Source organism: Streptomyces sp. NPDC045026 (assembly GCF_056432625.1).
Genome location: NZ_JBWKIS010000036.1, coordinates 21,140 through 44,344, shown reverse-complemented (window position 1 = coordinate 44,344; position 23,205 = coordinate 21,140). Strand labels below are relative to the sequence as shown.

At 71.3% G+C, this 23,205-nt stretch carries 23 protein-coding genes; 13 read left to right on the top strand and 10 right to left on the bottom strand.

Annotated elements, in window-relative coordinates; translation table 11 throughout:
* Positions 1 to 50: 50 nt before the first annotated feature.
* On the bottom strand, positions 51 to 1,130 hold the full coding sequence (locus AC07EJ_RS41205; RefSeq protein ID WP_389491313.1) for an NADH:flavin oxidoreductase/NADH oxidase: 1,080 nt from the start codon (positions 1,128 to 1,130) through the stop codon (positions 51 to 53).
* A 179-nt stretch (positions 1,131 to 1,309) separates the two neighbouring features.
* Here AC07EJ_RS41205 and AC07EJ_RS41200 point away from each other — a divergent pair, with 179 nt between their 5' ends.
* Positions 1,310 to 1,711: an ArsR/SmtB family transcription factor gene (locus AC07EJ_RS41200; protein WP_389491316.1), complete on the top strand. Its 402-nt coding sequence runs from the start codon at positions 1,310 to 1,312 to the stop codon at positions 1,709 to 1,711.
* Here the strand turns inward: AC07EJ_RS41200 and AC07EJ_RS41195 are convergent.
* From AC07EJ_RS41195 to AC07EJ_RS41185, 3 genes are all read right to left on the bottom strand, one after another.
* Complete coding sequence (locus tag AC07EJ_RS41195) at positions 1,658 to 3,028, bottom strand: nucleobase:cation symporter-2 family protein (RefSeq protein ID WP_389491318.1); 1,371 nt, start codon at positions 3,026 to 3,028, stop codon at positions 1,658 to 1,660. The two genes, AC07EJ_RS41200 and AC07EJ_RS41195, sit on opposite strands and share 54 nt — an antisense overlap.
* A 173-nt stretch (positions 3,029 to 3,201) precedes the next feature.
* Positions 3,202 to 4,551 (bottom strand): FAD-dependent oxidoreductase, encoded by a 1,350-nt coding sequence (locus AC07EJ_RS41190; protein WP_478886166.1) that lies wholly within the window; start codon positions 4,549 to 4,551, stop codon positions 3,202 to 3,204.
* Between the two features lie 95 nt (positions 4,552 to 4,646).
* Positions 4,647 to 5,291 (bottom strand): DUF305 domain-containing protein, encoded by a 645-nt coding sequence (locus AC07EJ_RS41185; RefSeq protein WP_389491323.1) that lies wholly within the window; start codon positions 5,289 to 5,291, stop codon positions 4,647 to 4,649.
* Between the two features lie 116 nt (positions 5,292 to 5,407).
* On the opposite strand from AC07EJ_RS41185, the gene AC07EJ_RS41180 reads away from it, so the two are divergent.
* Positions 5,408 to 6,910 carry an LVIVD repeat-containing protein gene (locus AC07EJ_RS41180; protein ID WP_478886165.1) on the top strand — a complete coding sequence of 501 codons (1,503 nt, stop codon included), beginning with the start codon at positions 5,408 to 5,410 and terminating at the stop codon, positions 6,908 to 6,910.
* Here AC07EJ_RS41180 and AC07EJ_RS41175 read toward each other — a convergent pair.
* Positions 6,898 to 7,590: a TetR/AcrR family transcriptional regulator gene (locus AC07EJ_RS41175; protein WP_478886164.1), complete on the bottom strand. Its 693-nt coding sequence runs from the start codon at positions 7,588 to 7,590 to the stop codon at positions 6,898 to 6,900. The genes AC07EJ_RS41180 and AC07EJ_RS41175 overlap by 13 nt on opposite strands.
* A 540-nt stretch (positions 7,591 to 8,130) precedes the next feature.
* Between AC07EJ_RS41175 and rox the strand changes: the two genes are divergently transcribed.
* Entirely contained in the window at positions 8,131 to 9,714 is a 1,584-nt protein-coding gene (gene rox, locus AC07EJ_RS41170; protein ID WP_478886163.1) for a rifampin monooxygenase, read from the top strand.
* Between the two features lie 226 nt (positions 9,715 to 9,940).
* Here the strand turns inward: rox and AC07EJ_RS41165 are convergent, their stop codons facing one another.
* Positions 9,941 to 10,642 carry a 2-phosphosulfolactate phosphatase gene (locus AC07EJ_RS41165; protein WP_478886174.1) on the bottom strand — a complete coding sequence of 234 codons (702 nt, stop codon included), beginning with the start codon at positions 10,640 to 10,642 and terminating at the stop codon, positions 9,941 to 9,943.
* A 192-nt stretch (positions 10,643 to 10,834) separates the two neighbouring features.
* Between AC07EJ_RS41165 and AC07EJ_RS41160 the strand changes: the two genes are divergently transcribed.
* Positions 10,835 to 11,419 (top strand): GNAT family N-acetyltransferase, encoded by a 585-nt coding sequence (locus AC07EJ_RS41160; protein WP_389490411.1) that lies wholly within the window; start codon positions 10,835 to 10,837, stop codon positions 11,417 to 11,419.
* 29 nt (positions 11,420 to 11,448) lie between these two features.
* Complete coding sequence (locus AC07EJ_RS41155; RefSeq protein ID WP_389490409.1) at positions 11,449 to 11,694, top strand: DUF2630 family protein; 246 nt, start codon at positions 11,449 to 11,451, stop codon at positions 11,692 to 11,694.
* A 61-nt stretch (positions 11,695 to 11,755) separates the two neighbouring features.
* Here the strand turns inward: AC07EJ_RS41155 and AC07EJ_RS41150 are convergent, their stop codons facing one another.
* From AC07EJ_RS41150 to AC07EJ_RS41140, 3 genes are all read right to left on the bottom strand, one after another.
* Positions 11,756 to 12,430 (bottom strand): phosphatase PAP2 family protein, encoded by a 675-nt coding sequence (locus AC07EJ_RS41150; protein WP_478886162.1) that lies wholly within the window; start codon positions 12,428 to 12,430, stop codon positions 11,756 to 11,758.
* A gap of 73 nt (positions 12,431 to 12,503) precedes the next feature.
* On the bottom strand, positions 12,504 to 13,439 hold the full coding sequence (locus AC07EJ_RS41145; RefSeq protein WP_389490405.1) for a M56 family metallopeptidase: 936 nt from the start codon (positions 13,437 to 13,439) through the stop codon (positions 12,504 to 12,506).
* Positions 13,440 to 13,560: 121 nt separating this feature from the next.
* Positions 13,561 to 14,115: a DUF5134 domain-containing protein gene (locus AC07EJ_RS41140; protein WP_389490403.1), complete on the bottom strand. Its 555-nt coding sequence runs from the start codon at positions 14,113 to 14,115 to the stop codon at positions 13,561 to 13,563.
* A gap of 276 nt (positions 14,116 to 14,391) precedes the next feature.
* Between AC07EJ_RS41140 and AC07EJ_RS41135 the strand changes: the two genes are divergently transcribed.
* Complete coding sequence (locus tag AC07EJ_RS41135; RefSeq protein ID WP_478886161.1) at positions 14,392 to 16,194, top strand: FUSC family protein; 1,803 nt, start codon at positions 14,392 to 14,394, stop codon at positions 16,192 to 16,194.
* Positions 16,191 to 16,721: a MarR family winged helix-turn-helix transcriptional regulator gene (locus AC07EJ_RS41130; protein WP_389490399.1), complete on the top strand. Its 531-nt coding sequence runs from the start codon at positions 16,191 to 16,193 to the stop codon at positions 16,719 to 16,721. Before AC07EJ_RS41135 ends, AC07EJ_RS41130 begins: the two co-directional genes overlap by 4 nt.
* 105 nt (positions 16,722 to 16,826) lie before the next feature.
* Here AC07EJ_RS41130 and AC07EJ_RS41125 read toward each other — a convergent pair whose 3' ends face one another.
* Positions 16,827 to 17,606: a FadR/GntR family transcriptional regulator gene (locus AC07EJ_RS41125; RefSeq protein WP_389490396.1), complete on the bottom strand. Its 780-nt coding sequence runs from the start codon at positions 17,604 to 17,606 to the stop codon at positions 16,827 to 16,829.
* A 142-nt stretch (positions 17,607 to 17,748) separates the two neighbouring features.
* Between AC07EJ_RS41125 and AC07EJ_RS41120 the strand changes: the two genes are divergently transcribed.
* The 6 genes from AC07EJ_RS41120 to AC07EJ_RS41095 are packed head-to-tail and all read left to right on the top strand — an operon-like array spanning position 17,749 to position 23,168.
* A complete protein-coding gene (locus AC07EJ_RS41120; RefSeq protein ID WP_389490394.1) occupies positions 17,749 to 18,984 on the top strand; it encodes a M20 family metallopeptidase in 1,236 nt (411 codons plus the stop codon).
* A complete protein-coding gene (locus tag AC07EJ_RS41115) occupies positions 18,981 to 20,429 on the top strand; it encodes an aldehyde dehydrogenase family protein (protein ID WP_389490391.1) in 1,449 nt (482 codons plus the stop codon). The genes AC07EJ_RS41120 and AC07EJ_RS41115 overlap by 4 nt, the downstream gene beginning before the upstream one ends.
* Positions 20,430 to 20,466: 37 nt before the next feature.
* The gene (locus AC07EJ_RS41110) at positions 20,467 to 21,267 is read left to right on the top strand and encodes an SDR family NAD(P)-dependent oxidoreductase (RefSeq protein ID WP_389490389.1); all 801 of its coding nucleotides are present in this window, start codon (positions 20,467 to 20,469) and stop codon (positions 21,265 to 21,267) included.
* A 53-nt stretch (positions 21,268 to 21,320) separates the two neighbouring features.
* On the top strand, positions 21,321 to 21,650 hold the full coding sequence (locus tag AC07EJ_RS41105; protein WP_478886160.1) for a DUF3311 domain-containing protein: 330 nt from the start codon (positions 21,321 to 21,323) through the stop codon (positions 21,648 to 21,650).
* Entirely contained in the window at positions 21,647 to 23,008 is a 1,362-nt protein-coding gene (locus AC07EJ_RS41100) for a sodium:solute symporter family protein (protein WP_478886159.1), read from the top strand. The genes AC07EJ_RS41105 and AC07EJ_RS41100 overlap by 4 nt, the downstream gene beginning before the upstream one ends.
* Positions 22,965 to 23,168, top strand: coding sequence for a hypothetical protein (locus AC07EJ_RS41095; RefSeq protein WP_478886158.1), 204 nt, complete (start codon positions 22,965 to 22,967; stop codon positions 23,166 to 23,168). The genes AC07EJ_RS41100 and AC07EJ_RS41095 overlap by 44 nt, the downstream gene beginning before the upstream one ends.
* Positions 23,169 to 23,205: the final 37 nt, after the last annotated feature.

Sequence of the window (23,205 nt, the reverse complement as noted above, 5' to 3'; positions counted from 1 at the left end):
CTGACTCCCTGAGCACCTGACTCCCTGACCGCCCGCCGTACCTCCGGGGCTCAGACCGAGCGGTGGTACTGGTCCGGCACGTGCACGTCCCCGCCCAGCTCGCGCGCCGCCGAGCGCGCCCACGACGGGCTGCGCAGCAGCTCACGGCCGAGCAGGACGGCGTCGGCCTCGCCGTTGGCGAGGATCTTCTCGGCCTGCTCCACGTCGGTGATGAGGCCGACGGCGGCCACGGCCAGCTCCGTCTCGGCCTTCACCCGCGCAGCGAAGGGGACCTGGTAGCCGGGGCCGACCGGGATGCGGACGCCGGACGCGTTGCCGCCGGTCGAGACGTCGAGCAGATCGACGCCGTGCTCCTTGAGGAGAGTGGCGAGGCGCACGGTCTCCTCGGGCGTCCAGCCGTTCTCCTGAAGCCAGTCGGTGGCGGAGATGCGGAAGAAGAGCGGCTTGTCGTCCGGCCACACCTCGCGGACGGCGTCGACGACCTCGAGGGCGAAGCGCACCCGGTTGTCGAAAGAGCCGCCGTACTCGTCCGTGCGGACGTTGGAGTGCGGCGAGAGGAACTGGCCGATCAGATAGCCGTGCGCGCCGTGGATCTCGGCGACGTCGAAGCCCGCGTCCAGGGCGCGGCGGGCGCCGTCGGCGAACTGGCCGACGATCTCGCGGATCCGCTCCACGGTCAGCTCGGCCGGGACGGGGTGCTTGTCGTCGAAGGCGAGCGGGCTCGGCGCGACCGAGTCCCAGCCGTGCGCGTCGGCGCCGACCGGGGCACCGCCCTTCCAGGGTCGGTCGGTGGATGCCTTGCGGCCGGCATGACCGATTTGGATGCCGGGGACGGTGCCGTGCGCCTTGAGGAAGGCGGTGATCCGGCGGAACGCCTCGACCTGCGTGTCGTTCCAGATCCCGAGGTCGTACGGGCTGATGCGGCCCTCGGGGCTGACAGCGGTGGCCTCGACGATGATGAGCCCGGTGCCGCCCGCGGCGCGGGCCGCGTAGTGCGCGAAGTGCCAGTCGTTCGGAGCGCCGGTGTCCGGGCCCTCGGGAGCGGCGCTGTACTGGCACATCGGCGGCATCCAGACCCGGTTGGGGATGGTCAGCGACCGAAGGGTGTAGGGCTCGAACAGCGCGCTCACGGCAGACTCCAATGCGTTCACGACGGGCGTGGCAGGTCCTCGTACGATAGGCATCGTAGTACGGCACCTGTCAAACTACGACGGGTCTCGTACAATGGGGCTGACGCAACCGCAACACCACAACCGCAACGCACCCGCCACCCCCGTCCGCACATCGGGCCGAACGAAGTGGAGCCGCCGTGACGACCGCCGCACCGAGCAGCAGGGCGCTTGCTCACCCCACGCGCGACGAGATCCGCCTGGAGTCGGTGCTGCACGCGCTCGCCGATCCGATGCGTCTGCGGGTGGTGCGGGAGCTGGCGGCCGAGGAGGGCGAGGACGCCGAGCTCGCCTGCTCGCACTTCGTCCTGCCGGTCACGAAGTCGACCACCACGCACCACTTCCGCGTGCTGCGCGAGAGCGGCGTGATCCGGCAGATCTACCGGGGCACCGCCAAGATGAGCGCGCTGCGCCACGCCGACCTGGATGCACTCTTCCCCGGCCTTCTCGACAGCGTCCTCGCGGCGGCCGCCCGGCAGGACGACCGGCTAGGTGACGGGGGCTCCGACGGGGCCGGTGGCCTCGGGGGCCTCGGGGGCTGAACTCCCGCTTCCCGGAAGGTGGTTGAACAGCAGGTTGAGGGCGATCGCCGTGATGCAGCCCGCGCTGATCCCGCTGTTCATGACCGTCTGGAACCAGTCGGGGAACTTCGTGTAGATCCCGGGGACGCCCACCGGGAGCACGCCCACCGCCACCGAAACGGCGACGACCGTCAGGTTGTGGTTGCCGGTGAAGTCGACCCGGGCCAGGGTCCGCACGCCGCTCGCCGCGACCGTACCGAACATGACCAGGCCGGCGCCGCCGAGCACCGGCGCCGGGATCGCGGCGACGACCGCGCCCAGCTTGGGCAGCAGGCCGAGCAGCACCAGGATCCCGCCCGCCGTGGCGACGACCCAGCGGCTGCGCACCCGCGTCATGCCCACAAGCCCGACGTTCTGCGCGAACGCGGTGTACGGGAACGTGTTGAACACGCCGCCGAGGACCGTGGAGAAGCCGTCCGCGCGCAGGCCGTCGGCCAGGGAGCGCGGCCGGACGGGCCGTCCCGTCATCTCGCCCACCGCGATGAAGTCGCCCGTGGTCTCGGTCATCGTCACCAGGGCCACGATCAGCATCGACACGATCGCCGCGCCGTGGAACGTCGGCGTACCGAAGTGGAACGGCGTGCTGATCCCCACCCAGTGCGCGTCACCGACACCCCCGAAGTCCGTGAAACCGGTGGGTACGGCGACGGCCGTGCCGACGACCATGCCCACGAGCACGGCGACGCGGCTCAGGAACGGCGGCGCGAACCGCTGCACCGCCAGCACCACCAGGAGGACGAACGCCGCGAGCGCGACGTTCTTCGGGGCGCCGAAGTCCTTCGAACCCGCGCCGCCCGCAACCCAGTTGCCCGCCACGGGCAGCAGCGAGACACCGATGATCAGGATGACCGTGCCGGTGACCAGCGGCGGGAAGAAGCGCAGCAGCCTCCCGAAGACCGGCGCGAGCAGCATCATCGCGAGCCCGGCGACGATCACCGCCCCGTAGATCGCGGGAAGCCCGCCGCCCGTCGTGCCGATGAGCACCATCGGCGAGACCGCCGCGAACGTACAGCCCTGGACGATCGGCAGCCGGACGCCGAACCGCCACACCCCGACGCACTGGATCAGCGTCGCGATGCCGCACACCAGCAGGTCCGCAGTGATGAGATACGCGAGGTCGGCGGGCGACAGCTTCATCGCGCCGCCCACGATCAGCGGCACGGCCACCGCGCCCGCGTACATGGCGAGCACGTGCTGAAGCCCGAACACGGCCAGTTGCCGCACGGGCGGCACCTCGTCGACGGGGTGGACGGACGGTGGGGCGGCCGGGGCTGCCATGGGCACTCCAAGGGCTGACGGAACGCGAACGCGCAGGCAAATGCGGGTGCGGGGGACGAGGCGGACAGCACGAGACCGTATGGGGCTTAAACGTTTTGTTGATTTCATGACTATTGCCGGGATGTGTCGCCCCTCCCGGGTGCCACACGACAGTGCGTATCGCTGCTCGGACGCTACGTCGCCCCGTCGCGGGCCGCCGCCAGCAGGCCCGCCCAGTCCGGGATCTTCACCGGGCCGCGCCCCAGGGACCGGCCCAGCTCCGCCTCCGCGCGCTCGATCGCGAGCCACCCGGGCCACTCGACGGCGGCGCAGCCCGCAGCGCGAAGGCCGGGGAGAGCGTCATCCGGAACGTCCCGGGCGGCAAGCGCTGCGGCGTCGTCGAGCAGCGACTGCGCGGTCTCCTTGGCGCACGGGCGGTTGGTGCCGATCACTCCCGTCGGGCCGCGCTTGATCCAGCCCGCGACATACTCGCCGGGCGAGACCTCGCCGGCCCGAAGGACGCGCCCCTCGCGATGCGGCACGGTCCCCGTGGCCGCGTCGAACGGCAGCCCGCCCAGGGGCACTCCGCGGTAACCGACCGAGCGCAGGACGAGCTGCGCGTCGATGTCGTCGAAGCGGCCGGTGCCGGTCACACCGCCCGAGCCGTCCGGCGCGGTGTGCTCGAACCGCACGCCCGACACCCGGCCCGCCGCCCCCTCCAGGAGCGCCACGGGCCGCTGGAAGAAGCGCAGATGGATGCGGCGGGGGAGACCCGGCGACTGGCGCTCGGCCCAGCCGCGCAGCACCTCGACGTTGCGCCGGTTCGCCGCCGGGAGCCCCGACGGGTCGAGGTAGCCGGGGTCGAGCGCCAGCTCGGCCGGATCCACGACCACTTCGACCCCGGGCAGTGTGCCGAGCTCACGCAGCTCCTTGGTGGTGAACCGGGCCTGCGAAGGGCCGCGCCGCCCCACCATGTACACGTCCCGCACCCGGCTGTCGGCCAGTGCGCCGAGCGCCGCCTGCGGCATGTCGGTGGGCGCCAGCTCGGCCGCGCCACGGGCCAGGATCCGGGTGACGTCCACGGCGACGTTCCCCACGCCGATGACGACGGCCGACTCCACGTCCCGTACGAACGCCTCGGTCACCGCGTCCGGATGCGCGCTGTACCAGGAGACGAAGTCGGTCGCCGACCAGCTGCCCGGCAGATCCTCGCCCGGTACGCCCAGATGGCGGTCGGTGGCGGCGCCCACGCAGTACACGACCGCGTGGTACATCTCCAGGAGCCGGTCGGGCAGCAGGCCGGGGCCGACCTCGACGCCGCCAACGAAGCGGACGCGCTCGTGCTCCAGGACCGTGCGCAGATTGTTCTGCAGCGACTTGATCTTCTCGTGGTCCGGTGCCACGCCGTAGCGCACCAGGCCGTACGGGCAGGGGAGCCGGTCGAGGACGTCCACATGGACATCCGGCACCCGCTCCTGCTGGACCAGGCTTTGCGCGGTGTACACCCCGCTCGGCCCCGACCCCACAACGGCGACGCGCAGCACGGCGGACTCCTTCCGCAGGCCGACGGACTTCCAGCATGACACCGAGGGGGCCGGGCCGGGAGGGTGTGACGCGCACGGAGCTCACCCGACCGGCGTCACGACATCTTCCGCATGCGCCCGATCTCGGCCGTCTGCTGCGCGATCACGTCGTTCGCCATCTCCTCGACCTGGACGTTGTTCCCCTCGGACAGCACATCCGTGGCCATGGTGACCGCCCCGGTGTGATGCGTGATCATCAGCTTCAGGAAGAGGTCGTCGAAGGCCGCGCCGTGCGCCGCGCGCAACGTCTTCAGCTGCGCCTCGGTCGCCATCCCCGGCATCGCCTCGTGCCCGTGGTGCCCGCCGCTCTCGCGTTCCCTGCCGTGGGAGTTGAGCCATCCCTCCATGGCCCCGACCTCCGGCCCCTGCGCCGCTGCGATGCGCTCCGCGAGCCGCTTGACCTGGCCCGACTTGGCGCGCTTCGGGGCGAGTTCGGTCATCTGCAGGGCCTGCGTGTGATGCGCGATCATCATCTGCGCGTAACTGAAGTCGGCCGAGTTGGGGCTGTCGTCCGGCTTGCGCTTCTTCGCGTCCTGGGCCGACAGCGTCTCGGCGCCCTCACCCGGCTTGCCCGGCGCGATCACCGAAGGCCCCTGCTGTGCACGGGAGTTGGTGCCACCGCCTCCACCGTCCGACGCCGTGTCACAGCCGCCGAGTACGAGCGCGGCGACCGCGACCGTCAACGGCAGAACAACTTTCATGACGAGTACGTTGCCATCTGTTGATCTGTGCATGATGAAGACGATACTCGGGGGGTCCGTGCTCCGCTCCCGCATGAACGGGGGAGGCGGGGAAGTCCTCGATGAGGGAGACAGCAGTGACCCTGTTGAACGAGTCCCGAACGCGCCGCAGACGCCTGGGAGTTGCCGCGACAGCGGCCGGACTGCTGGCCGCGCTGCTCATGGGCGGGCCGGCGGCGGCGACCCCCGACCCGGGCGACGCCCCGGCCAAGACCGAGCGGCTCTCGAAGAGCGTGGCGGCCGACACCCGGGCGGCGATCGCGAACGGCGACATACCCGCCCAGGACGAGGTCGTCCACTCCGACAACATCGAACATCTCACCAACATCCCCAAGGACGTGCTGCCGGGCACCAACTCGGACCTCGCGTTCCAGGGCACGTACGCCTTCGCGGGCAACTACGACGGCTTCCGCATCTTCGACATCAGCAACCCGAAGGCCCCGAAGACCGTCGCGCAGGTCCTGTGCCCCGGATCGCAGAACGACATCTCCGTCTCCGGCGACCTGCTCTTCCTGTCGACCGACTCGTCGCGCAGCGACAACTCCTGTGCCAGCACCACCCAGCCCGCCACGGAGAAGTCCTCCTGGGAGGGCATGAAGGTCTTCGACATCAGCGACAAGAGGAACCCGAAGTACGTCGCCGCCGTCGAGACCGCCTGCGGCTCCCACACGCACACGCTGGTTCCGGAGAAGAAGAACGTCTACGTCTACGTCTCCTCGTACTCGCCGAGCGCGACGTTCCCGGACTGCCAGCCGCCGCACGACGGGATCTCCGTGATCAAGGTGCCGCGCAAGGCACCCGAGCAGGCCGCGATGGTCAACTTCCCCGTCCTGTTCCCCGGTGAGGGACCCGACGGCGGCGGCAACCCGGGCGGACCCACCAACCCGGGCGTCTCCAAGACCACCGGCTGCCACGACATCACGGTCCTGCCCTCGAAGGACCTGGCCGCCGGCGCCTGCATGGGCGACGGCATCCTGTTCTCCATCAAGGACCCCGAGAACCCGAAGGTCATCGACCGGGTCGAGGACAACACCAACTTCGCGTTCTGGCACTCGGCGACGTTCAACCAGAGGGCCGACAAGGTCGTCTTCACGGACGAGCTGGGCGGCGGCGGGGCGGCCACCTGCAACGAGGCCGTCGGGCCGAACCGCGGGGCCGACGGCATCTACGCCGTCGTCGGCAAGGGCGACCACCGCAAGCTGGTCTTCAAGAGCTACTTCAAGATCCCCCGCCACCAGGCGGACACCGAGAACTGCGTGGCCCACAACGGCTCGCTGATCCCCGTCAAGGGCAAGGACATCATGGTCCAGGCCTGGTACCAGGGCGGCGTCTCGGTCTGGGACTTCACCGACTCCTCGAAGCCGAAGGAGATCGGCTACTTCGAGCGCGGTCCGCTCACCACGGACACCCTTCAGGTGGGCGGTTCCTGGTCCGCGTACTACTACAACGGCTACATCTACTCGAACGACATCGCCAAGGGCTTCGACGTCCTGAAGCTCAGTGACCGGCGCACGGACCCGGCCAAGCGGGTCCGTGTCGGCGAGCTGAACGTCCAGACGCAGCCGGACTACTTCGGCTGAGTCTTCGGACGTCCGGAGTCGAAGAACCGGGAGAAGTCCGGAGCCCCCTCCGGGCTTCTCCCGCCGGCCGTCGCGTCGCCCGCGGTGTCGTCCGGCTGCAGTCCGAGCTCCCACGCGAGCCCGTACCGGGCGAACAGCTCCGCCCGCAGGGTCGACAGCGGCATCGGCGCCCCCGGGACCAGCGCCGTGAACACGGCGCCCATCAACTGGGAGCGCAGCAGCGGATAATCACGGTCGACGCTGAGTGAGCCGTTGCGCAGAACCGTGTCGCGCAGCAACTCGGCGAGCCGCTGCTGCTCGGGACACTGCACGAAGCCCTCGGCCTGAAGGATCCCCGCCATGTGCGTCCGCATCAGGACGGGGTGGTCGGCGGCCAGACTCAGGATCGCGTCGACGGCCCGCGCGAGACGCTCCGGCCCGTCCTCGGTGTGCGGCTCGTGCTCCAGCGCCGCCTCCAGTGTCCGGTGCATGAGGCGGTGCACCGCGGACTGGAGCAGCTGCCGCTTGCCGGGGAAGTAGTACGACACCAGCCCCCGCGCCGAACCTGCGCGGTCCGCGATGTCGCCGAGAGTCGTCGCGTCGTACCCGCGCTCCCCGACGAGCTCGACCGTCGCCTGCAGAAGCCGCTCGCGGGATCGCCGCCGCAACTCCTCATTGACCGATGCGCTGCGCGGGGACATCCTGTAACTCCTGCGTTGACTGGTTCACAGCCAGTATACTCGGAGCGTCCCTGGCAGAGGGCCCTTTGCGGAACCTTTGGCCAGGGCTTCCGGGCGTATCCGGCGACGCGGGGGATCGTCGGATACGCCTGGCCTCATCGGGCCGGTGTCCGGACGGCGTCGGCGCCGTCCGGACACCGGCATCGCTGGTTTAGGGGCCATCCGTCGAGGGGCCATCCGACCTGCCCCCTCATTTGCCGCTTGGGCTGGCTGGCACTGGGCGAAGTAACTCGCCCACCGGCTCGCCGAGGCGCGGGGCCGCGGACGCGGTCGCGGATCGGGCCCGTGGGTGGTCACGTGGGTGATCGCGTGGCCGGGAAAGAATTGGACGGGGTGACGCTCGGGCTTGTAGCTTGCGCTGGAACGTGACACCGCCCGAGGAGGTGAGACCCATGAACGCAGTATCGACGTGGGTGCTCCCCCTTCCCGTCACGGCCGGCGATTGACGTAGGCATCGCCGGGAGCGCCTCCACAACAAGGCACTCCCGAAAGGCAACACCTATGGACTCTCCGCAGTTCACCACTGAGCCGTCGTCGAAAGATGAGGTCGGGCGCGACCTCACCGTGAGCGACGTCTCCGGACTCCGGTCGCCGGCCTCCGGCGCCGATGGCGTGCCCCTCATGTTCGACGTGATCATTGCCGGGTGCGGGCCGACCGGCGCGATACTGGCCGCCGAACTACGGCTGCACGATGTGCGGGTACTCGTTCTGGAGAAGGAGACCGAGCCCGTGTCGTTCGTCCGCATCGTCGGTCTGCACATGCGCAGTCTCGAGCTGATGGCAATGCGCGGGCTGCTGGATCGCCTGCGCGAACACGGAAGACAGCGTCCGGCCGGCGGGCTCTTCGCCGCCATCGACAAGCCCGCGCCCCAAGGCATGGATTCCGCGCACGCCTATCTGCTGGGCATCCCGCAGCCCGTTGTCGTTCGCCTGCTCGAAGAACATGCGACCCAACTGGGTGCGCAGATCCGGCGCGGTTGTGCGGTGGCCGATTTCGAGCAGGACGACGAGGGCGTGACCGTCGAGCTGGCCAGTGGGGGCACCCCCGCCAGTGAGGGCGTAGCCGGCGGGGGAGGCGAACGGCTGCGTTCGCGCTATCTCGTCGGCTGTGACGGGGGGCGCAGTACCGTGCGCAAACTCCTCGGCGTCGGCTTCCCCGGTGAGCCCTCACGGACCGAGACGCTGATGGGCGAGATGGAAGTGGGTGTGCCGCACGAGGAGATCGCCGCCAAGGTGACCGAAATCGGCGAGACCAATAAGCGATTCTGGCTCAGGCCCTTCGGCGAAGGGCCATACAGCGTCGTAGTTCCCGCCGCAGGAGTCAGCGATCGGGCGGAGCCACCCACCCTCAAGGATTTCAAACAACAGCTGCGCACCATCGCCGGTACCGATTTCGGCGTGCACTCCCCGCGCTGGTTGTCCCGCTTCGGGGATGCCACCCGGCTCGCCGAACGCTATCGGGTCGGGCGGGTGCTGCTGGCCGGCGATGCGGCGCACATCCATCCACCCACCGGCGGTCAGGGCCTCAACCTGGGCGTTCAGGACGCATTCAACCTCGGCTGGAAACTGGCCGCGCAAATCCGCGGCTGGGCGCCGAAAACACTCCTGGACACCTACCAGGCCGAACGCCGTCCGGTCGCCGAGGACGTGCTGGACAACACCCGCGCCCAGATGGAACTGCACTCCACCGAGCCGGGCCCGCAGGCCGTGCGCAGGCTGCTCACCGAACTGATGGACTTCGACGAGGTGAACCGCTATCTCATCGAGAAGATCACCGCGATCGGAATCCGCTACGACTTCGGCGAAGGCCCCGACCTGCTCGGCCGCCGCCTGCCCGACCTCGACGTGAAACACGGCCACCTCTACGGTCTGCTGCATCGTGGCCGCGGCCTGCTGCTGGACCGCACCGAACGCCTGACCGTCGGCGGCTGGTCGGACCGGGTCGATCACCTCGCGGACCCCACTGCCGCACTGGATGTTCCCTGCGTCCTGCTACGCCCCGACGGCCACGTCGCCTGGATCGGCGACGATCAGCAGGACCTGGACGACCACCTCTCCCGCTGGTTCGGCCGGCCCGCCAACTGATTTCGCCCGCACAAAACCGACAAGGTTGCCTCCGAACAGGCGAATGACCTGGAACCTGCGCATCCGTCAGACGGCCTTGTCGGGCCCGTGTCCGGACGGCGCCGACGCCGTCCGGACACCGGCGCCGCTGTTCACGACGCCATCCGACGGGACAGTGCCACGACCGGGACCGGTCGGTCTCACCAGAAGAAGACGTGGGTCCGACCCGATGGGAGCTCGCCGTCGGTCAGATCGGCGCACCGTAGGTCACCGAAGGCGTGGCGTACGGACGCAGGATCATGAGCGAGCCTTCCAAGGTCGCCACCATGGCAAAGGGGAACCGGTCGAGCTCAAGACAGAGCGCAACGTCATCGCGATGGACCCCTTGACGCACACCCTCCGTCAGTTCGGCAGCGGCGCGTGAACCGGCGGCGCGGCGGAGGAATCCAGCAGCATCCGTCTCAGCCTCGGTGACCCTCCGGGCGATGTATTGAGCACAGGCCAGATCTTCATCGGCCTGCCCGTCTTCGCCAGTGACCACGAACGTGACGCTGTCACTCTCGCGTGTCCGCAAGACCCGAGCCGTCGCCTCCGCCACCACGAAGCCGGCGCACAGCACCAGCGACGCCCCTTTGACCGCAAGGGCGCCGACTGTCCCAGCAGTGGTTTTCTGCACAACAGTCCGTCCGCCAAGGTCGATGGACCTCAGCAGGCCCGGCGAGTTGACGGCGTCGAACCCGGGCGCGGGCGGACCGTCTTTGAGCGCCACCCAATCCGGGTGGCGGGCCTTGAGCGCCCGGGCTTCGTCCAGCGACTCGGCAAGAACGATCTTTTCCGCCCCCTGGGCGAAGGCCCAGGCGGCCACGGTGAAAGCACGCATGACGTCGACCACGACCGCCACGGACGGGGCTTCGGCCAGATCAGCGATTCCAAGGAAACGGGCGTCCATTCCGGTCATGATCGCCCACGCCTGGCCCGAGGCAGCCAGAGAGTGATGCAGGCCACATGGGCGGTCTCGGAATGCGACACTGCCGGGCCCTGTGCCGGCGCCGTCCGGACATCCGCCCGGTATGGGATTCCGGTCCGGCCGCGGCGCCGAAAATCCCCGCCGCGGCGGGGACCTCCCGGGCACACTGGCCCGATGCCGCAGCTGATCGCTCCCGACGTCCGCGTCCACGCCTCCTTCCTCGCCGCCATGGACGAGGCCCGCGACGAGGGCCACGGCGGCCCCGACGACGACTCCACCGCGGGGCTCAGCCTGCGCGCGTACGGAGGCACCTGGCAGGACCCGGCCGTCTTCGCCGAATACGTCGCCCGCATGCGGCTCACCCACGGACCGCGCAGCGTCCTGCAGTACGACGTCGAGTGCACGACCCTCTGGTACGTCGACGGGGACACCTATCTCGGCCGCCTCGCGATCCGCCACCGCCTCACCGAGGCCTGGCTGCGCGACGGGCACATCGGCTACGACGTACGGCCCGGTGCCCGTGGCCGCGGACACGCCATCGCGATGCTCCGCGCCGCTCTCCCGCTCGCCGCGCGCCTGGGCGTCGACCCGGCGCTGATCACCTGCGACACGGACAACACCGCCTCCCGCCGCGTCATCGAGTCCTGCGGCGGAGTACGGGACGAGTCGGGCGAGGACGACGGGGTGCTGCGGTACTGGGCGCCCACCGGATCCGGATCGCACACCGGGCGAACGCTCCCTACAGTGGGCAAGGGGTGACGGGCAGGCCACCTAGGAGGCGTACCGACATGGATCAAGAGCAGATCCTGGCCCGGATCACGGCGATGGTCGACGACGAGAAGAGGCTCCGCGCGTCGCTCGCCTCCGGTGAGATCGACGGTGCGACCGAGCAGGAGCGGCTGGCCGCCGTGGAGCGCGAGCTCGACCAGTGCTGGGACCTGCTGCGCCAGCGCCGGGCCAAGACCGAGTTCGGCGAGAACCCCGACGAGGCGAGGGTCAGGCCCGAGTCGCAGGTCGAGGGCTATGAGTCGTGACGGCCGCATTCTGACGGCCTGGTTTTCGACGGCCCGGTCCTGATGGCCAGATCCTGGTGGGTCAGCTGCTCGCTGTGAGCCGTTCGTACGCCGTCACGGACCCAGTCACCGTCAGCGCTCCGAGCAGCCAGCCGCCGAGTACGTCCGAGGGCCAGTGCACGCCGAGCCACAGCCGCGTGAGGCCGACGCCGACGACCGACACCACGGCGAGCGCGCACGCCGTGCGCCACAGGACGCGCCCTGCGCCGTAGCGGTGCAGCAGCCAGAGAGTCAGCCCGCACACCACCGTCGCCGTCATGGCGTGCCCCGACGGGAAGGCCGCGTAGTGCGCGGAGTCCACGGGGTCGGTCCACACGGGGCGGTCGCGGCCGACAGCCGCCTTCAGGCCCTGCTGGATCAGTGTGCCGACCGCACATGTGGCGGCCACCCACATCGCGAGCCACCAGGCGTTATGGCGCCATACGAGCCAGATGACGACCACGGCGCACAGGGCGCGCATCGTCCACGGGTCCCAGAACCAGTCCGTCAGAACCCGGTTCAAGTGCGTCAGTCCGGGATCGTCGACGGCCCAGTGGTGGGCGGTGCGCGCCAGCTCGCCGTCCAGCGTCATCAGAGGGGCCCAGCGCACCGCCACCGCGATCAGCAGGAGCGCGCTGAGAGCGGCGAGCACCGCCGTCGCGTGCGCGGGCCGCGGATGCCGGGGGCGGGGCGGGGAGTCGACCGGTGCCGGGTGCATGGGGAAGATCCTCACCCATGGACGGTGCCGGTGACCATCATGCGGAGCGGACGCGTCCGGCTCGGGCCGTCGGTCAGCCCAGTGCGCGCAGGCCCGGCACGAAGGTCACCAGGAGCGGCACCACCGGTACGAGCGCGGCGGCGGCGGTCAGGCGGAGGCGCCGGGCCGGGGTGAGCCGCCGCGGCGGGGTCAGCAACCGGTGCACGCGCTGCGGCACATGGGCCAGCGGCGTGGGGCAGGGGCCGAACACCCCGCGGTCCTCGTTGAGTTCGACCAGGGCGAGGGCGATGGTCAGCCGGCCGAAGCGGCGCGACGCCATGTCGTCGGCGGACAGTTCGACCAGCCGGTGCATCTCGTTGCGGAACGCGGCGAAGACCGGAACCTGCGGGAAGCCGGTGGCCAGCGCCCCCGAGCAGTGCAGCAGCCAGTCGTGCCGCCACTGCGCGTGCCCCATCTCGTGCGCCAGGACCGCGTCCAGCTGGCGGCCCTTGAGGCGGCGCAAAGCGGCCGTGGTGATGACGAGTTGGGGCGCAGCGCCCGGGAGCCACCAGGCGTCGGGGCGTTCGCCTTCGAGGACGACGAGACGGTCGCTGCCCGGCTCCTCGCCCGGCAACAGCGGGGAACGAACCAGGAGTTCGGCGCGCCGCTGGCTGCGCCTGGCCCGCGAACGGAAGATCTCCCGGGCGAGCATCGCCGCGGTCCACAGCCCGCCGAGTGCGAGCGTCACGGCCAGCGTCGCCGCCCACCCGCCGGCCGCCCGGAGTGCGTACGCGTCGACGACGGCGTGCGGGGCGGACGCGAACACGTGGCCGCGGACGAACTGCCAGGCGGCGGCCGCGCTCAGCGTCATCGACAGGGCGCAGCACAGGAGGACACCGGCCACCACGCACTGCCACACCCACAGCGCGACCACCGGCTCGCGCTCCGGCCAGTCGGCCCGCGCGAGAAGGCGCGGGGCGACGACAGCGGCGAGGGTGCCGAGCAGCAGCAGTGCTACGGGGACCGTCATGGCCTCAGCCTATGAGCCGGGGCTACCGGAGGGTACGGGCTGTCGCGTCAAGTGACGTACGCCACGGTTTTGAGCGGGCAGTTGTCCGTAATGGAGAAGTTTCCGTGGAGGCCTGTCCGGACTACATGGTCAGGAGCATCGCGACCATGCCGATGCCCATCGAGAGACGGCACGCCTGCGCCAGCTCCGGGCGGTCGCCCCATCCGGACACCTGCGGGCCGCCCCCGGCCGCCACCGGAGCCACCGGCACCAGCCGCGCCCCCGACCACAGCACGTACCCCGCGAAGTAGAGCAGGAGCAGCCCGGTCACCAGCGGCGCGCCTGCCCCTCCGTGACCTGCGTGACCGCTCGGCGCCGCGGCCATCGCCACCGCCATGTACGCCATGGCGAACGCGCCCACCAGGTGGTGCAGATGGTGCGCGCCCGAACGGGCCGCCCACAGTGCCCGCAGCGCCGCGGCCCCGAAGACGAGCGCGTACACCACCCAGGCGGCGCGCGGAGGCGTGACCGCCGCGGCGGGTATCGCCATGAGCGCCATACCGAACCCCATGAGCGCCTCGCCGCCCGCCGTGCGGCGCTGCTCCTCGACTCTGCTGCGCATCCGCAGCAGGCAGTACGCCCCCGTCGCCGCGCACAGCGCGACGAGCAGCCAGGCGGCCGAGCCCGGTCCGTGCACGCGAACCTCCCCAGTCGAACCCCGAACCCCGAACGCCGATCCCCGAACTCCGAACGTGGAGCGCTGAACAGTGAGCACGCGAACGGCGAACGCCGTACCGCGTCGAGGACGAGATGCCCGTGCACGGCGGGGCGCAATCGAGCGCAGGGGAGCACTGGGCGCGTTCGGCAGTGCGACCGTGCGCGGGTCTTGCGCGGTCGGAGGATCGGCCGGCCCGTGGCCGGGTGTGGGCGGCACGGAAAGTTTTCAAGTAAAACACTTGCTAAACTTATCCGTATGAGCAGCTCAGTACCCCCTACGCCATCCCCCCTGTCGTCCCCGTCCCCGTCCCCGTCCCCGTCCAGGCCCCGGTCCGTCCCTCGGCTTCCGCTCGCGGGGGTGCTGCGCCTCAGCAAGCCGTCCGACATCTGGTTCAAGCCCGCGACGAGCGTCGTCGTCTCCGCGGCGGTGCCGAACCTGACACTGCTCGCCCTCGGCCGCCTCGACCTCGCCATGTACACGATGGCCGGGTCGCTGTGTGCCCTCTACGCCCACAACCTGCCGTACGCGGCACGCGCCCGGGCCCTCGCCTGGGTCGTCCTGGGCATGCTCGCGAGTCTCGCCGTGGCCCTGCTCACCGCGTCGCTGACCTCGTCGGCGGCCGTGCTCGTCGCGGTCGGCGCGCTCCTCGCCGCCGCCCAGAAGACCCTGTGCGACGCGACCCGCATCGGCCCGCCCGGCCATGTGATCCTCACTTTCATCAGCTCCGCCAGCCTCTTCGCCCCACAGAGCCTTGGGCAGATACCCGGCCACCTCGCCCTGACCGCCGGTGCGGGCGCCGTGGCCTGGCTCGTCGGCATGGCCCCCGCCCTCGTACGCCCGCACGGCCCGGAGCGGCGCGCCACCGCCCGCGCCCTGAACGCCGCCGCCGCGTACGTGAGTGCTCCTGAGAGTGCGCGCGGGCGTGCCCGCGCCGGTGCTGCCGCCGCCGTGCACGCCGCCTGGCAGTCGCTCCTCGCCACCGGAGGCCGCGGCGCCGCCCGCCGCAGCCTGGAGCGCCTGGTGGTCCGCGCCGAGGTCGCCCTCGCCGCCCCCGCCGACACCGACGCCGCACTCCTGTGCGACTGGGCCGCCGGCCTGAGCGGTACGGGCCCGGTCCCGCGCCCGGCCCGCTACGACGGCATCAGCGCCACCACACACACCAAGACCAACAACCCCACCCACACCAACGACATCGACGACGAGGTCCTCGGCATCGAGGCCGAACTCGCCTTGGGCAAGCCGTCGTTGTGGCGCAGGCTCGCCCCCGGCTCGCCTCTCCTGCCGGTCGCCCTGCGTACCGCCGTCGGCTGCGCCCTCGCCGGATACGGGTCCCTCGCCCTCGGTGTCGGCCGCCCGTACTGGGCCTTGGTCACCGCGGCCTCGCTCTATCAGGCCAACGTCACCCTCACCTGGAACCGCACCGTGCAGCGGGTGGCCGGCAATCTCGCCGGAGTGCTCGTCTTCGCCGCCGTGGTGCCCCTCGCCCACGCCGGCCAGCTCTTCGTCGTCCTGTTCTGCCTGCTCTTCAGCTTCGGCGCGGAGGCGTTCATCTCCCGCAACTACTGGCTCGGCAGCGTCTGTGTGACCCCCATGGCGCTGCTGATCACCGAGTTCGCCAGGACGCAGGAGGCCGGCGAGCTCATCACGGACCGGGTCGTGGACACCCTCGTCGGGGCGCTGCTCGGCATCGTCGCCGCCGTGATCGTCACCAACCGGCGCGCCGCCGATCGCATCGAGCTCGCCCTCGATGCGACCGACCGCGCCCGCGAGGCCGCGGAACGCGCCCTCGCCGCCCCGCGTCCGGGGCCCGGCGCCCTGGAGACCGCGCGCCGCAGGCTCGCGACCGCTCTCGTCGAACTGCGCGCCGCCGACGACACCGCGGCCGGCGAATGGTGGCAGCACGCCCTGCCCGAGGAGCGTGTGGTCGCCGCCGAGCGGGCCGGACACCGTACGCTCGCGGCGACGGTGCGACGCGGGACGCTGCGGACCGTCGGGAACCCCGAGAATGCAGACGAGCACAGGGGCGGTACGGACGCCCGGGAGAACACACGAGCATGACGACACGGAACGGCAGGGCGACGGGGGACGACACCGTCGCCGCGGTGGTGCGCCAATGGCAGACGGTCCGCCCCGACATCGACACCGGGCCCATGGAGGTCATCGGGCGGATCAACCGCTGCGCCGCCCTCCTCCAGCAGGCCGAGGACGCCCCGCTGCGCCGCGCCGGGCTGACCCGCGCCGAGTTCGACCTGCTCGGCGCGCTCCGCCGCACCGGCCACGAACTCACCCCGGGCGATCTCGCGCGGGAGACGTTCTCCTCGGGCGCCGCCGTCACCAAGCGGCTCAAGCAGCTTCAGGAGCGCGGCCTGGTCGACCGGCGCGGCGACACCCGCGACCGGCGCGTCTCCCACCTCAGCCTGACCGACGCCGGCCGCGAGCTGGTCGACGCGCTGCTGCCCGACCAGCTCGCGTACGAGAAAACGGTTCTTTCCGGCCTCGGCGACGCGGGGCAGGGTCAACTCAGTCTCCTGCTGGGCGAGTTGCTCGGTCAGCTCGAAGGCCGCCCGGGTGGTCCGCGCGCCTGATCCCGGCCCGCACCACCACCGACGCCGGTGGAGGGACGCCGCGTCCGTCGTCGCCGCCGCCGTCGTCGCCGCCGCCGTCGTCGCCGCCGTCGTCGTCGGTAGCCGTTACTCCGTCGGATCCTCCACCGCCGCCGCGAGCAACCGCCGCGTCTCCGGCTCCACGTGGTCGGCGTAGTACGCGTACAGCGCCTCACGGCCGAGCCGGGCCGCGCGCGGCGCGTCGCCGGAGCTGATCGCGTCGAGCACCTGCCGGTGATGGGTTATCGAGCGCTCCATCCAGGAGGCGGTGTCCGTGGCGCCCGCGATCTTCTCCTCGATGACCTTGACCACCGCCTCGTGCACCGCGCGGGCGCACAGTCCGAGCAAGGAGTTGCCGCTCGCCTCGGCGATGGCCCGGTGGAAGAGGGCGTCCGCCTCGCTGAAGGCGTGCAGGTTACCGTGCGACGACGCGCCGAGGCGCTCCATCCGGTCGATCTGCTCCCGCATGCGGGCCAGGTCATCGGGGGTGTGCAGGCGCGCGGCGAGCCGGTTGCTCTCCGCGTCGAGCACCATGCGGAACTGCACCAGTTCGCCGAGCGAGGCGATCCGGGAGCGGGTCAGGCGGCTCAGGGCCTGGCTGAGGTTGTCGGGGGAGACGCCGAGGACCTCGGCGCCGAGCGGGTCGCCGGGCCGTGAGCGGATCAGGCCCGCCGTCTGGAGCACGCGCAGGGCCTCGCGGACCGTGGAGCGGCCCACGTCGAAGCGCACGACGAGTTCACGCTCCGCCGGGAGCCTGGAGCCGGGCGGCAGGTCGCCGCTGAGGATGCGCTCCTCGATCTGCTGGGCCACCCGCTGGTAGGCGCGGACCGGCTTCACCGGCTGGAAGAGATCGTCGTCGGGCGCCATGTGCCTCTCCGTGTCGGGCCGTTGCACCGGAGTGAATCCATGATCCGGCCATTGACCCGGGCGTGAACGTGGGGGCAGAGTACGGGAAATCAACTGGTCTGACCAGTCGACTGGCCTCGTGGCCAACCGACTTGGAGGTTCCATGCGTTCCCGCTCAACAGCCCTGCCCGTCCCCGTGACCGACGCCGAGGCCGCGGTCGCCCTCACCCAGGAACTCGTGCGGCTGCGCACCGTCAACGCCGCGGGAGCCACCGAGGTGGAGCGCCCCGCCGCCGACCTCGTGCAGCGGCTCTTCACCGAGTTCGGCTGGAAGTACGAGGTGGTCGAGGTCGTCCCCGGGCGGCCCAACACCGTCGCGGTGGTCGAGGGCGGCGGCGGGGACGGCCCCACGCTCATGTTCGAGGGGCACATCGATGTCGTGACTGAGGGCGACACGGACGACTGGACCGTCGATCCGTACGGCGCCGAGATCCGCGACGGAAAGCTCTGGGGGCGCGGCTCCGCCGACATGAAGTCCGGTGTCGCCGCCATGATCTACGGAGTCCGTGGCCTTCAGCTGGCCGGCCCCTTCCCCGGCAGGATCGTCGTCGGCGTGCTCTGCGACGAGGAGGGGCTGATGCTCGGCGCGAAGGCGTTCGCCGCTTCTGAGCTCGCCCGCGAGGTCGACGGAGTCATCGTCTGCGAACCCGAGGGCTACGAGGTGTGCACCTCGGCGCGCGGTGGGATCCGCCTCCGTCTCGACCTGCACGGCGTGATGGCCCACGGCGCCATGCCGCAGGAGGGCAGAAGCCCGATCGTCGCCGGCGCCCGCATCGTCGAGGCGCTCGCCGGCGTGCAGGAGTGGGCCGAGGAGCGCTACGGCGAGCACCGCCACGCCGGCCGCGTCACCGTCACACCGACCGTGCTGCTCGGCGGCGACCCCGACCAGCTCAACGTGATCCCCGCGCACGGCGTAGTCGGCATCGACGTACGAACGATCCCCGGCACCGACCACGCCGAACTCATCGACCGCGTAAGGGAGTCGGCGGAACAGGCGGCCGCCGGCGTCGGGGTGGGCGTCGACCTCACCGTCGTCGACGACCGGCCCGCCATCGAGATCCCCGAAGACCACCCCGTGGTCACCGCCCTCGTCGACGCCCACTGCCAAGTACACGGCGAGGCGCCTCCGTTCGGAGCCGTGCCCGGTACCACCGACGGCACCATCCTGACCCGCGACGCCGGCCTGGCCACCGTCGTCTACGGCCCCGGCGGCAAATGGATCGCGCACCAGGCCGACGAGTACGTCGAGGTGCGCGAGATCGCCGAGTACACCCGCGTGTACGCGGCCGCCGCGCGGGCCTTCCTCACCGGCGGCACGGACGGGGGAGTGGCGCGATGACGTATCCGCGAGAACTGCCCACGGGCCTGCCGGTCGGCGACGTCTGGGTTGCCGCGCCGACACGACAGCCCGTCGTCTTCCCTTACGACGGCAGCGAGTTCGCCTCCGCGCCCGTCGGCGACGCGGACCTCGCTCGGCGCGCCGTCGAGCACGCCGCCGGGCTCCGCAAGCAGGTCGCCGCCCTGTCGGCGCGGGTGCGGCGGGACGTGCTCGCCGGTGTCGCGGCCGACCTGGAACGCGTCTCGTCCCGGATGGCGGAGCTGCTCGTCCTGGAGACCGGGAAGCCGCGTGTCGACTGCGACATCGAGATGCAGCGCGCCGTCGCGACCTGGCGGGCCGCCGCCGACGAGGTGGCCCACCTGCACGGCGAGACCGTCCCGCTGGACCTCCAGGCCTCCGGCGACGGCATGTTCGGGTTCTGGACGCGCAGGCCCATCGGGGTCGTCGTCGGCATCGCCGGCTTCAACTATCCCGTACTCCTCGCCTCCCACAAGATCGCACCGGCGTTGGCGGCGGGCTGCCCGGTGATCGTGAAGCCCGCACCGGCGACCCCGCTCGCCACCCTCTGGCTCACCCACCTCGTCCGCGAACGCCTCGCCGAGGCGGACGCGCCGCCCGGAGCGGTCCAGCTCGTCACCGGTGACACCGAGGTGGGCCGCACCCTCACCACGCACCCCGAGGTCGCGGCGGTCTCCTTCACCGGCTCCGCCACGGTCGGGCACCGCATCGCGCGCGACGCGGCGCCACGCAAGGTCGTCCTCGAACTCGGTTCCAACGCGGCGCTCGTCGTCGCGGCGGACGCCGACCTCGACGCGGCCGCCGACGCCGTGGCCCGAGGCGGCTTCTACGCGTCCGGGCAGGCCTGCATCTCGGTCCAGCGGGTCATCGCCGTGGAGGAGATCGCCGGCGCCCTGGAGAAGAAGATCGCCGAACGGCTGCCCGACGTCGTGGTCGGCGACCCGCGCGACACCGGCACCCGCGTCTCCGCCCTCATCGACGAAGCCGCCACCGAACGCGTCCTCGACTGGATCGGGCGGGCCAGGGCGGCCGGCGCCCGGGTCGTCGCGGGCGGCGGCCGCGCGCACGCGAGGTGCCTCGCCCCGACGCTGCTCGCGGACGTCCCCGACGGCGAACCCGCCTGGGACGAGGAGGTGTTCGGGCCCGTCGTGTGCCTGCGCACGGTCCCCGGCCTCGACGCGGCGTACGACCTGGTCAACGCGAGCCGGTACGGGCTGCACGCCGCGGTCTACACCCGCGACCTCGGCGCCGCGTTCCGCGCGGTCGACGCACTCGACGTCGGCGGCGTCGTCATCAACGAAGTCCCCGGCTACCGCAGCGACATCGCCCCGTACGGAGGCGTCAAGGACTCCGGCACCGGACGCGAAGGGCCACGGTTCGCTATCGAGGAGCTGACGGTCACGCGGATGGCCGTCATCCGCCCCTGACGGATCACCTCAGCAGACAGAAAGGCAGCAGCACTTCATGGATTACGCGAATCTGTTCCGGCTCGACGGCAGGCGCGTCGCGGTCGTCGGTGGCGCGGGCGGCATCGGCCGTGAGGCCGTCCGCGCCCTCGTCGCCCAGGGCGCCGACGTCGTGGTCGCCGACCGGGACGAGAAGGGCGCCGAGGACACCGTCACCCTGGCCCGCGCGGACGCGGACACGGACGCGGACCGGGCCGGCACGGCGTCCGCGTACGCTCTCGATGTCCTCGACCCCGAAGCGATCCGCGCCGCCGCCGACGCCTGGGGCCCCCTCGACGCGCTCGTCGTCACCGTCGGCGCCAACGTCCGCAAACGCATCGCCGACTACACGCTCGACGAGTTCGACCGCGTTATCGCCCTGAACCTGCGGGCCTACGTCAGCCTCGTCCAGGCCTTCGCCCCCGGCATGGCGGAGCGCGGCCGCGGCAGCGTCGTCGGCTTCGCCTCCATGCGGGCCTTCCAGGTGGAGCCGGGACAGAGCGTGTACGCCGCGTCGAAGGCCGGCCTCATCCAGTTCCTGCGCACCGCCGCCGCCGAATGGGGTCCGCAGGGCGTGCGGTTCAACGCCGTCGCCCCCGGCGTCGTCCGCACCCCGCTCACCGACCAGATCGCCGCGGACCCCGCCTGGTACGAGGCCTACGCCCAGGCCTCCGCGCTCAAGCGCTGGGCCCGCGCCGACGAACTCGCCGGTGCCGTCGCGTACTTGGTCTCCGACGCGTCGACGTACGTCACCGGCGGCGTCCTGACCGTCGACGGCGGCTGGACCGCGGTCGACGGCCGCTACGACCCCGCGCTCTGAACAACCCCGCCGCCCTTCCCCCTCCCCGGACCGCCCACCCCTCAAGGAAGTTCATGCCCCCCACAGACGCAGCCGACGGCCGCTCCCCGGAACCGGAGCTGGACCCGCACGTCGCCGACCCCCTCGAAGGATTCCCCACCCTCAGCGGTCAGACCCGCCGCTCCCTCTGGATGCTGCTCGTGCCCGTCGTCCTCTACGGCGCCGCGCCCTTCGTCGCCAACCGCATCGAACCCCGCGTCCTGGGCGTCCCGTTCCTGCTGGCCTGGGTCATCGCCGCCACCGTCATCAGCCCCGTCGCCATCTGGCTCGTCGCCCGCTTCGACCCCGCGTACCGCACCGGCGCCGTCGAACCCGTCCCCGCCGACGAGGGAGGCACCCGATGAGCGGCTCCGCGACCGTCGCGACGACCGTGTTCGCCCTGGCCATGGTCGCCACCATCCTGATCGGCGTGCTCAGCGCGCGCGGCCGGTCCAAGGGCCTCGCCGAGTGGTCCGTGTCCAGCCGCGGCCTCGGCGTGATGTTCATCTGGCTCCTCATGGCCGGCGAGACGTACACCAGCTTCTCGTTCCTCGGGACCGCCGGCTGGTCGTACTCCTTCGGCGCGCCGATCCTCTACCTCGTCGCCTACCTCACCGTCGGCTTCGCCGTCGCCTACATCGTCGGCCCCGCCCTGTGGACGTACGCCTCCCGGCACAGCCTCATCTCGATCGCCGACATCGCCGAATTCCGGTTCCGCTCAAGGCCGTTGGGGATCCTCGTCGCCGTCGTCGGGACCGTGTTCCTCGTGCCGTACATCCAGGTGCAGATCCAGGGCATGGGCGTCGTCGTCAACGCCATGACGTACGGGAGCGTCGACCTGAACGTCGCCGCCGTCATCTCGTTCGTCGTCGCCGAGGTGTTCATCCTCGTGTCGGGGCTGCGCGGCTCCGCCTGGGTGAGCGCGCTCAAGGACGTGCTTGTGATCCTCGCGGTCGTCTTCCTCGCGGTCTACATCCCGATGCACTACCTCGGCGGATTCTCCGACTTCATGCAGCGCATGGTCACCGAGAAGCCCGAATGGCTCACGTTCCCCGGCCACGCGTCCGGCGGGCGTAGCGCAGCCTGGTTCCTGAGCACCGTCGTCCTCAACGCCGTCACCATCACCATCTTCCCGACCACCGTGGCCGGTTACCTCAGCGCCAAGAGCCCCAACGCGCTGCGGCGCAACGCCCTGCTGCTGCCGTGGTACCAGCTGCTCCTGTTCGTGCCGATGATGGTCGGCGCCACCGCGCTGTTCGTGCTGCCGACCCTCGGCAACCCCGACCTCGCCCTGTTCCGCCTGGTCACGGACTCGCTGCCGTCGCCCGTCGTGGCGGTCATCGGCGTCGCGGGCGCCCTGTCGGCGATCGTGCCGATGAGCGTCTTCATGCTGTCCATCGGCACCTTGTGGGGCAAGACCGTCCTGGGCGGCGGCAACGGCGCCGACCCGCGCCGCCCCCGGCCGGCCGTCACCGACGACCACGACTTGCGCACCAAGCGCCTCTCGCAGGCGGTCTGCGTCCTCGCGGGCCTCGTCGCGCTCGGCGGCAGCCTCTTCTACCCCAACACGCTCGTCCAGCTGTCCGTCCTGCTCCTACGAGGGCCTGGCCCAGCTCGTGCCCGTCGTGCTGCTCTCCCTGTTCTGGCGGCGCATGACGGCCCGCGCCGGGGTGTCCGGCATGCTCGTCGGGCTCGCCGTGATGACGGTGTTGTGGGCCAGTGACAACGACCCGTGGCACGGGGTCAACGGCGGCATCATCGCGCTGGCCGCGAACCTCCTGGTGACGTTCGCGGCCACCCGCGCGACGCCGGACCCGAGCACCCCCGCCCCGCCACGGCCCACCGCCCCGGCCACCTCGGCGACCCAGGCGAAGGAGTCCTGATGACGCCGAAGCCGGGAGTATCCACGAATGGACGAAT

Bases quoted from the DNA above. Each gene is read 5' to 3' on its own strand.
- AC07EJ_RS41185 (WP_389491323.1), bottom strand. From the start codon at position 5,291: ATGAAAGTTGTTCTGCCGTTGACGGTCGCGGTCGCCGCGCTCGTACTC.
- AC07EJ_RS41110 (WP_389490389.1), top strand. From the start codon at position 20,467: ATGGATTACGCGAATCTGTTCCGGCTCGACGGCAGGCGCGTCGCGGTC.
- AC07EJ_RS41175 (WP_478886164.1), bottom strand. From the start codon at position 7,590: ATGTCCCCGCGCAGCGCATCGGTCAATGAGGAGTTGCGGCGGCGATCC.
- AC07EJ_RS41130 (WP_389490399.1), top strand. From the start codon at position 16,191: ATGACGACACGGAACGGCAGGGCGACGGGGGACGACACCGTCGCCGCG.
- AC07EJ_RS41165 (WP_478886174.1), bottom strand. From the start codon at position 10,642: ATGGACGCCCGTTTCCTTGGAATCGCTGATCTGGCCGAAGCCCCGTCC.
- AC07EJ_RS41150 (WP_478886162.1), bottom strand. From the start codon at position 12,430: ATGCACCCGGCACCGGTCGACTCCCCGCCCCGCCCCCGGCATCCGCGG.
- AC07EJ_RS41105 (WP_478886160.1), top strand. From the start codon at position 21,321: ATGCCCCCCACAGACGCAGCCGACGGCCGCTCCCCGGAACCGGAGCTG.
- AC07EJ_RS41115 (WP_389490391.1), top strand. From the start codon at position 18,981: ATGACGTATCCGCGAGAACTGCCCACGGGCCTGCCGGTCGGCGACGTC.
- AC07EJ_RS41095 (WP_478886158.1), top strand. From the start codon at position 22,965: ATGCTCGTCGGGCTCGCCGTGATGACGGTGTTGTGGGCCAGTGACAAC.
- AC07EJ_RS41195 (WP_389491318.1), bottom strand. From the start codon at position 3,028: ATGGCAGCCCCGGCCGCCCCACCGTCCGTCCACCCCGTCGACGAGGTG.
- AC07EJ_RS41160 (WP_389490411.1), top strand. From the start codon at position 10,835: ATGCCGCAGCTGATCGCTCCCGACGTCCGCGTCCACGCCTCCTTCCTC.
- AC07EJ_RS41145 (WP_389490405.1), bottom strand. From the start codon at position 13,439: ATGACGGTCCCCGTAGCACTGCTGCTGCTCGGCACCCTCGCCGCTGTC.
- AC07EJ_RS41120 (WP_389490394.1), top strand. From the start codon at position 17,749: ATGCGTTCCCGCTCAACAGCCCTGCCCGTCCCCGTGACCGACGCCGAG.
- AC07EJ_RS41100 (WP_478886159.1), top strand. From the start codon at position 21,647: ATGAGCGGCTCCGCGACCGTCGCGACGACCGTGTTCGCCCTGGCCATG.
- rox (WP_478886163.1), top strand. From the start codon at position 8,131: ATGGACTCTCCGCAGTTCACCACTGAGCCGTCGTCGAAAGATGAGGTC.
- AC07EJ_RS41155 (WP_389490409.1), top strand. From the start codon at position 11,449: ATGGATCAAGAGCAGATCCTGGCCCGGATCACGGCGATGGTCGACGAC.
- AC07EJ_RS41125 (WP_389490396.1), bottom strand. From the start codon at position 17,606: ATGGCGCCCGACGACGATCTCTTCCAGCCGGTGAAGCCGGTCCGCGCC.
- AC07EJ_RS41135 (WP_478886161.1), top strand. From the start codon at position 14,392: ATGAGCAGCTCAGTACCCCCTACGCCATCCCCCCTGTCGTCCCCGTCC.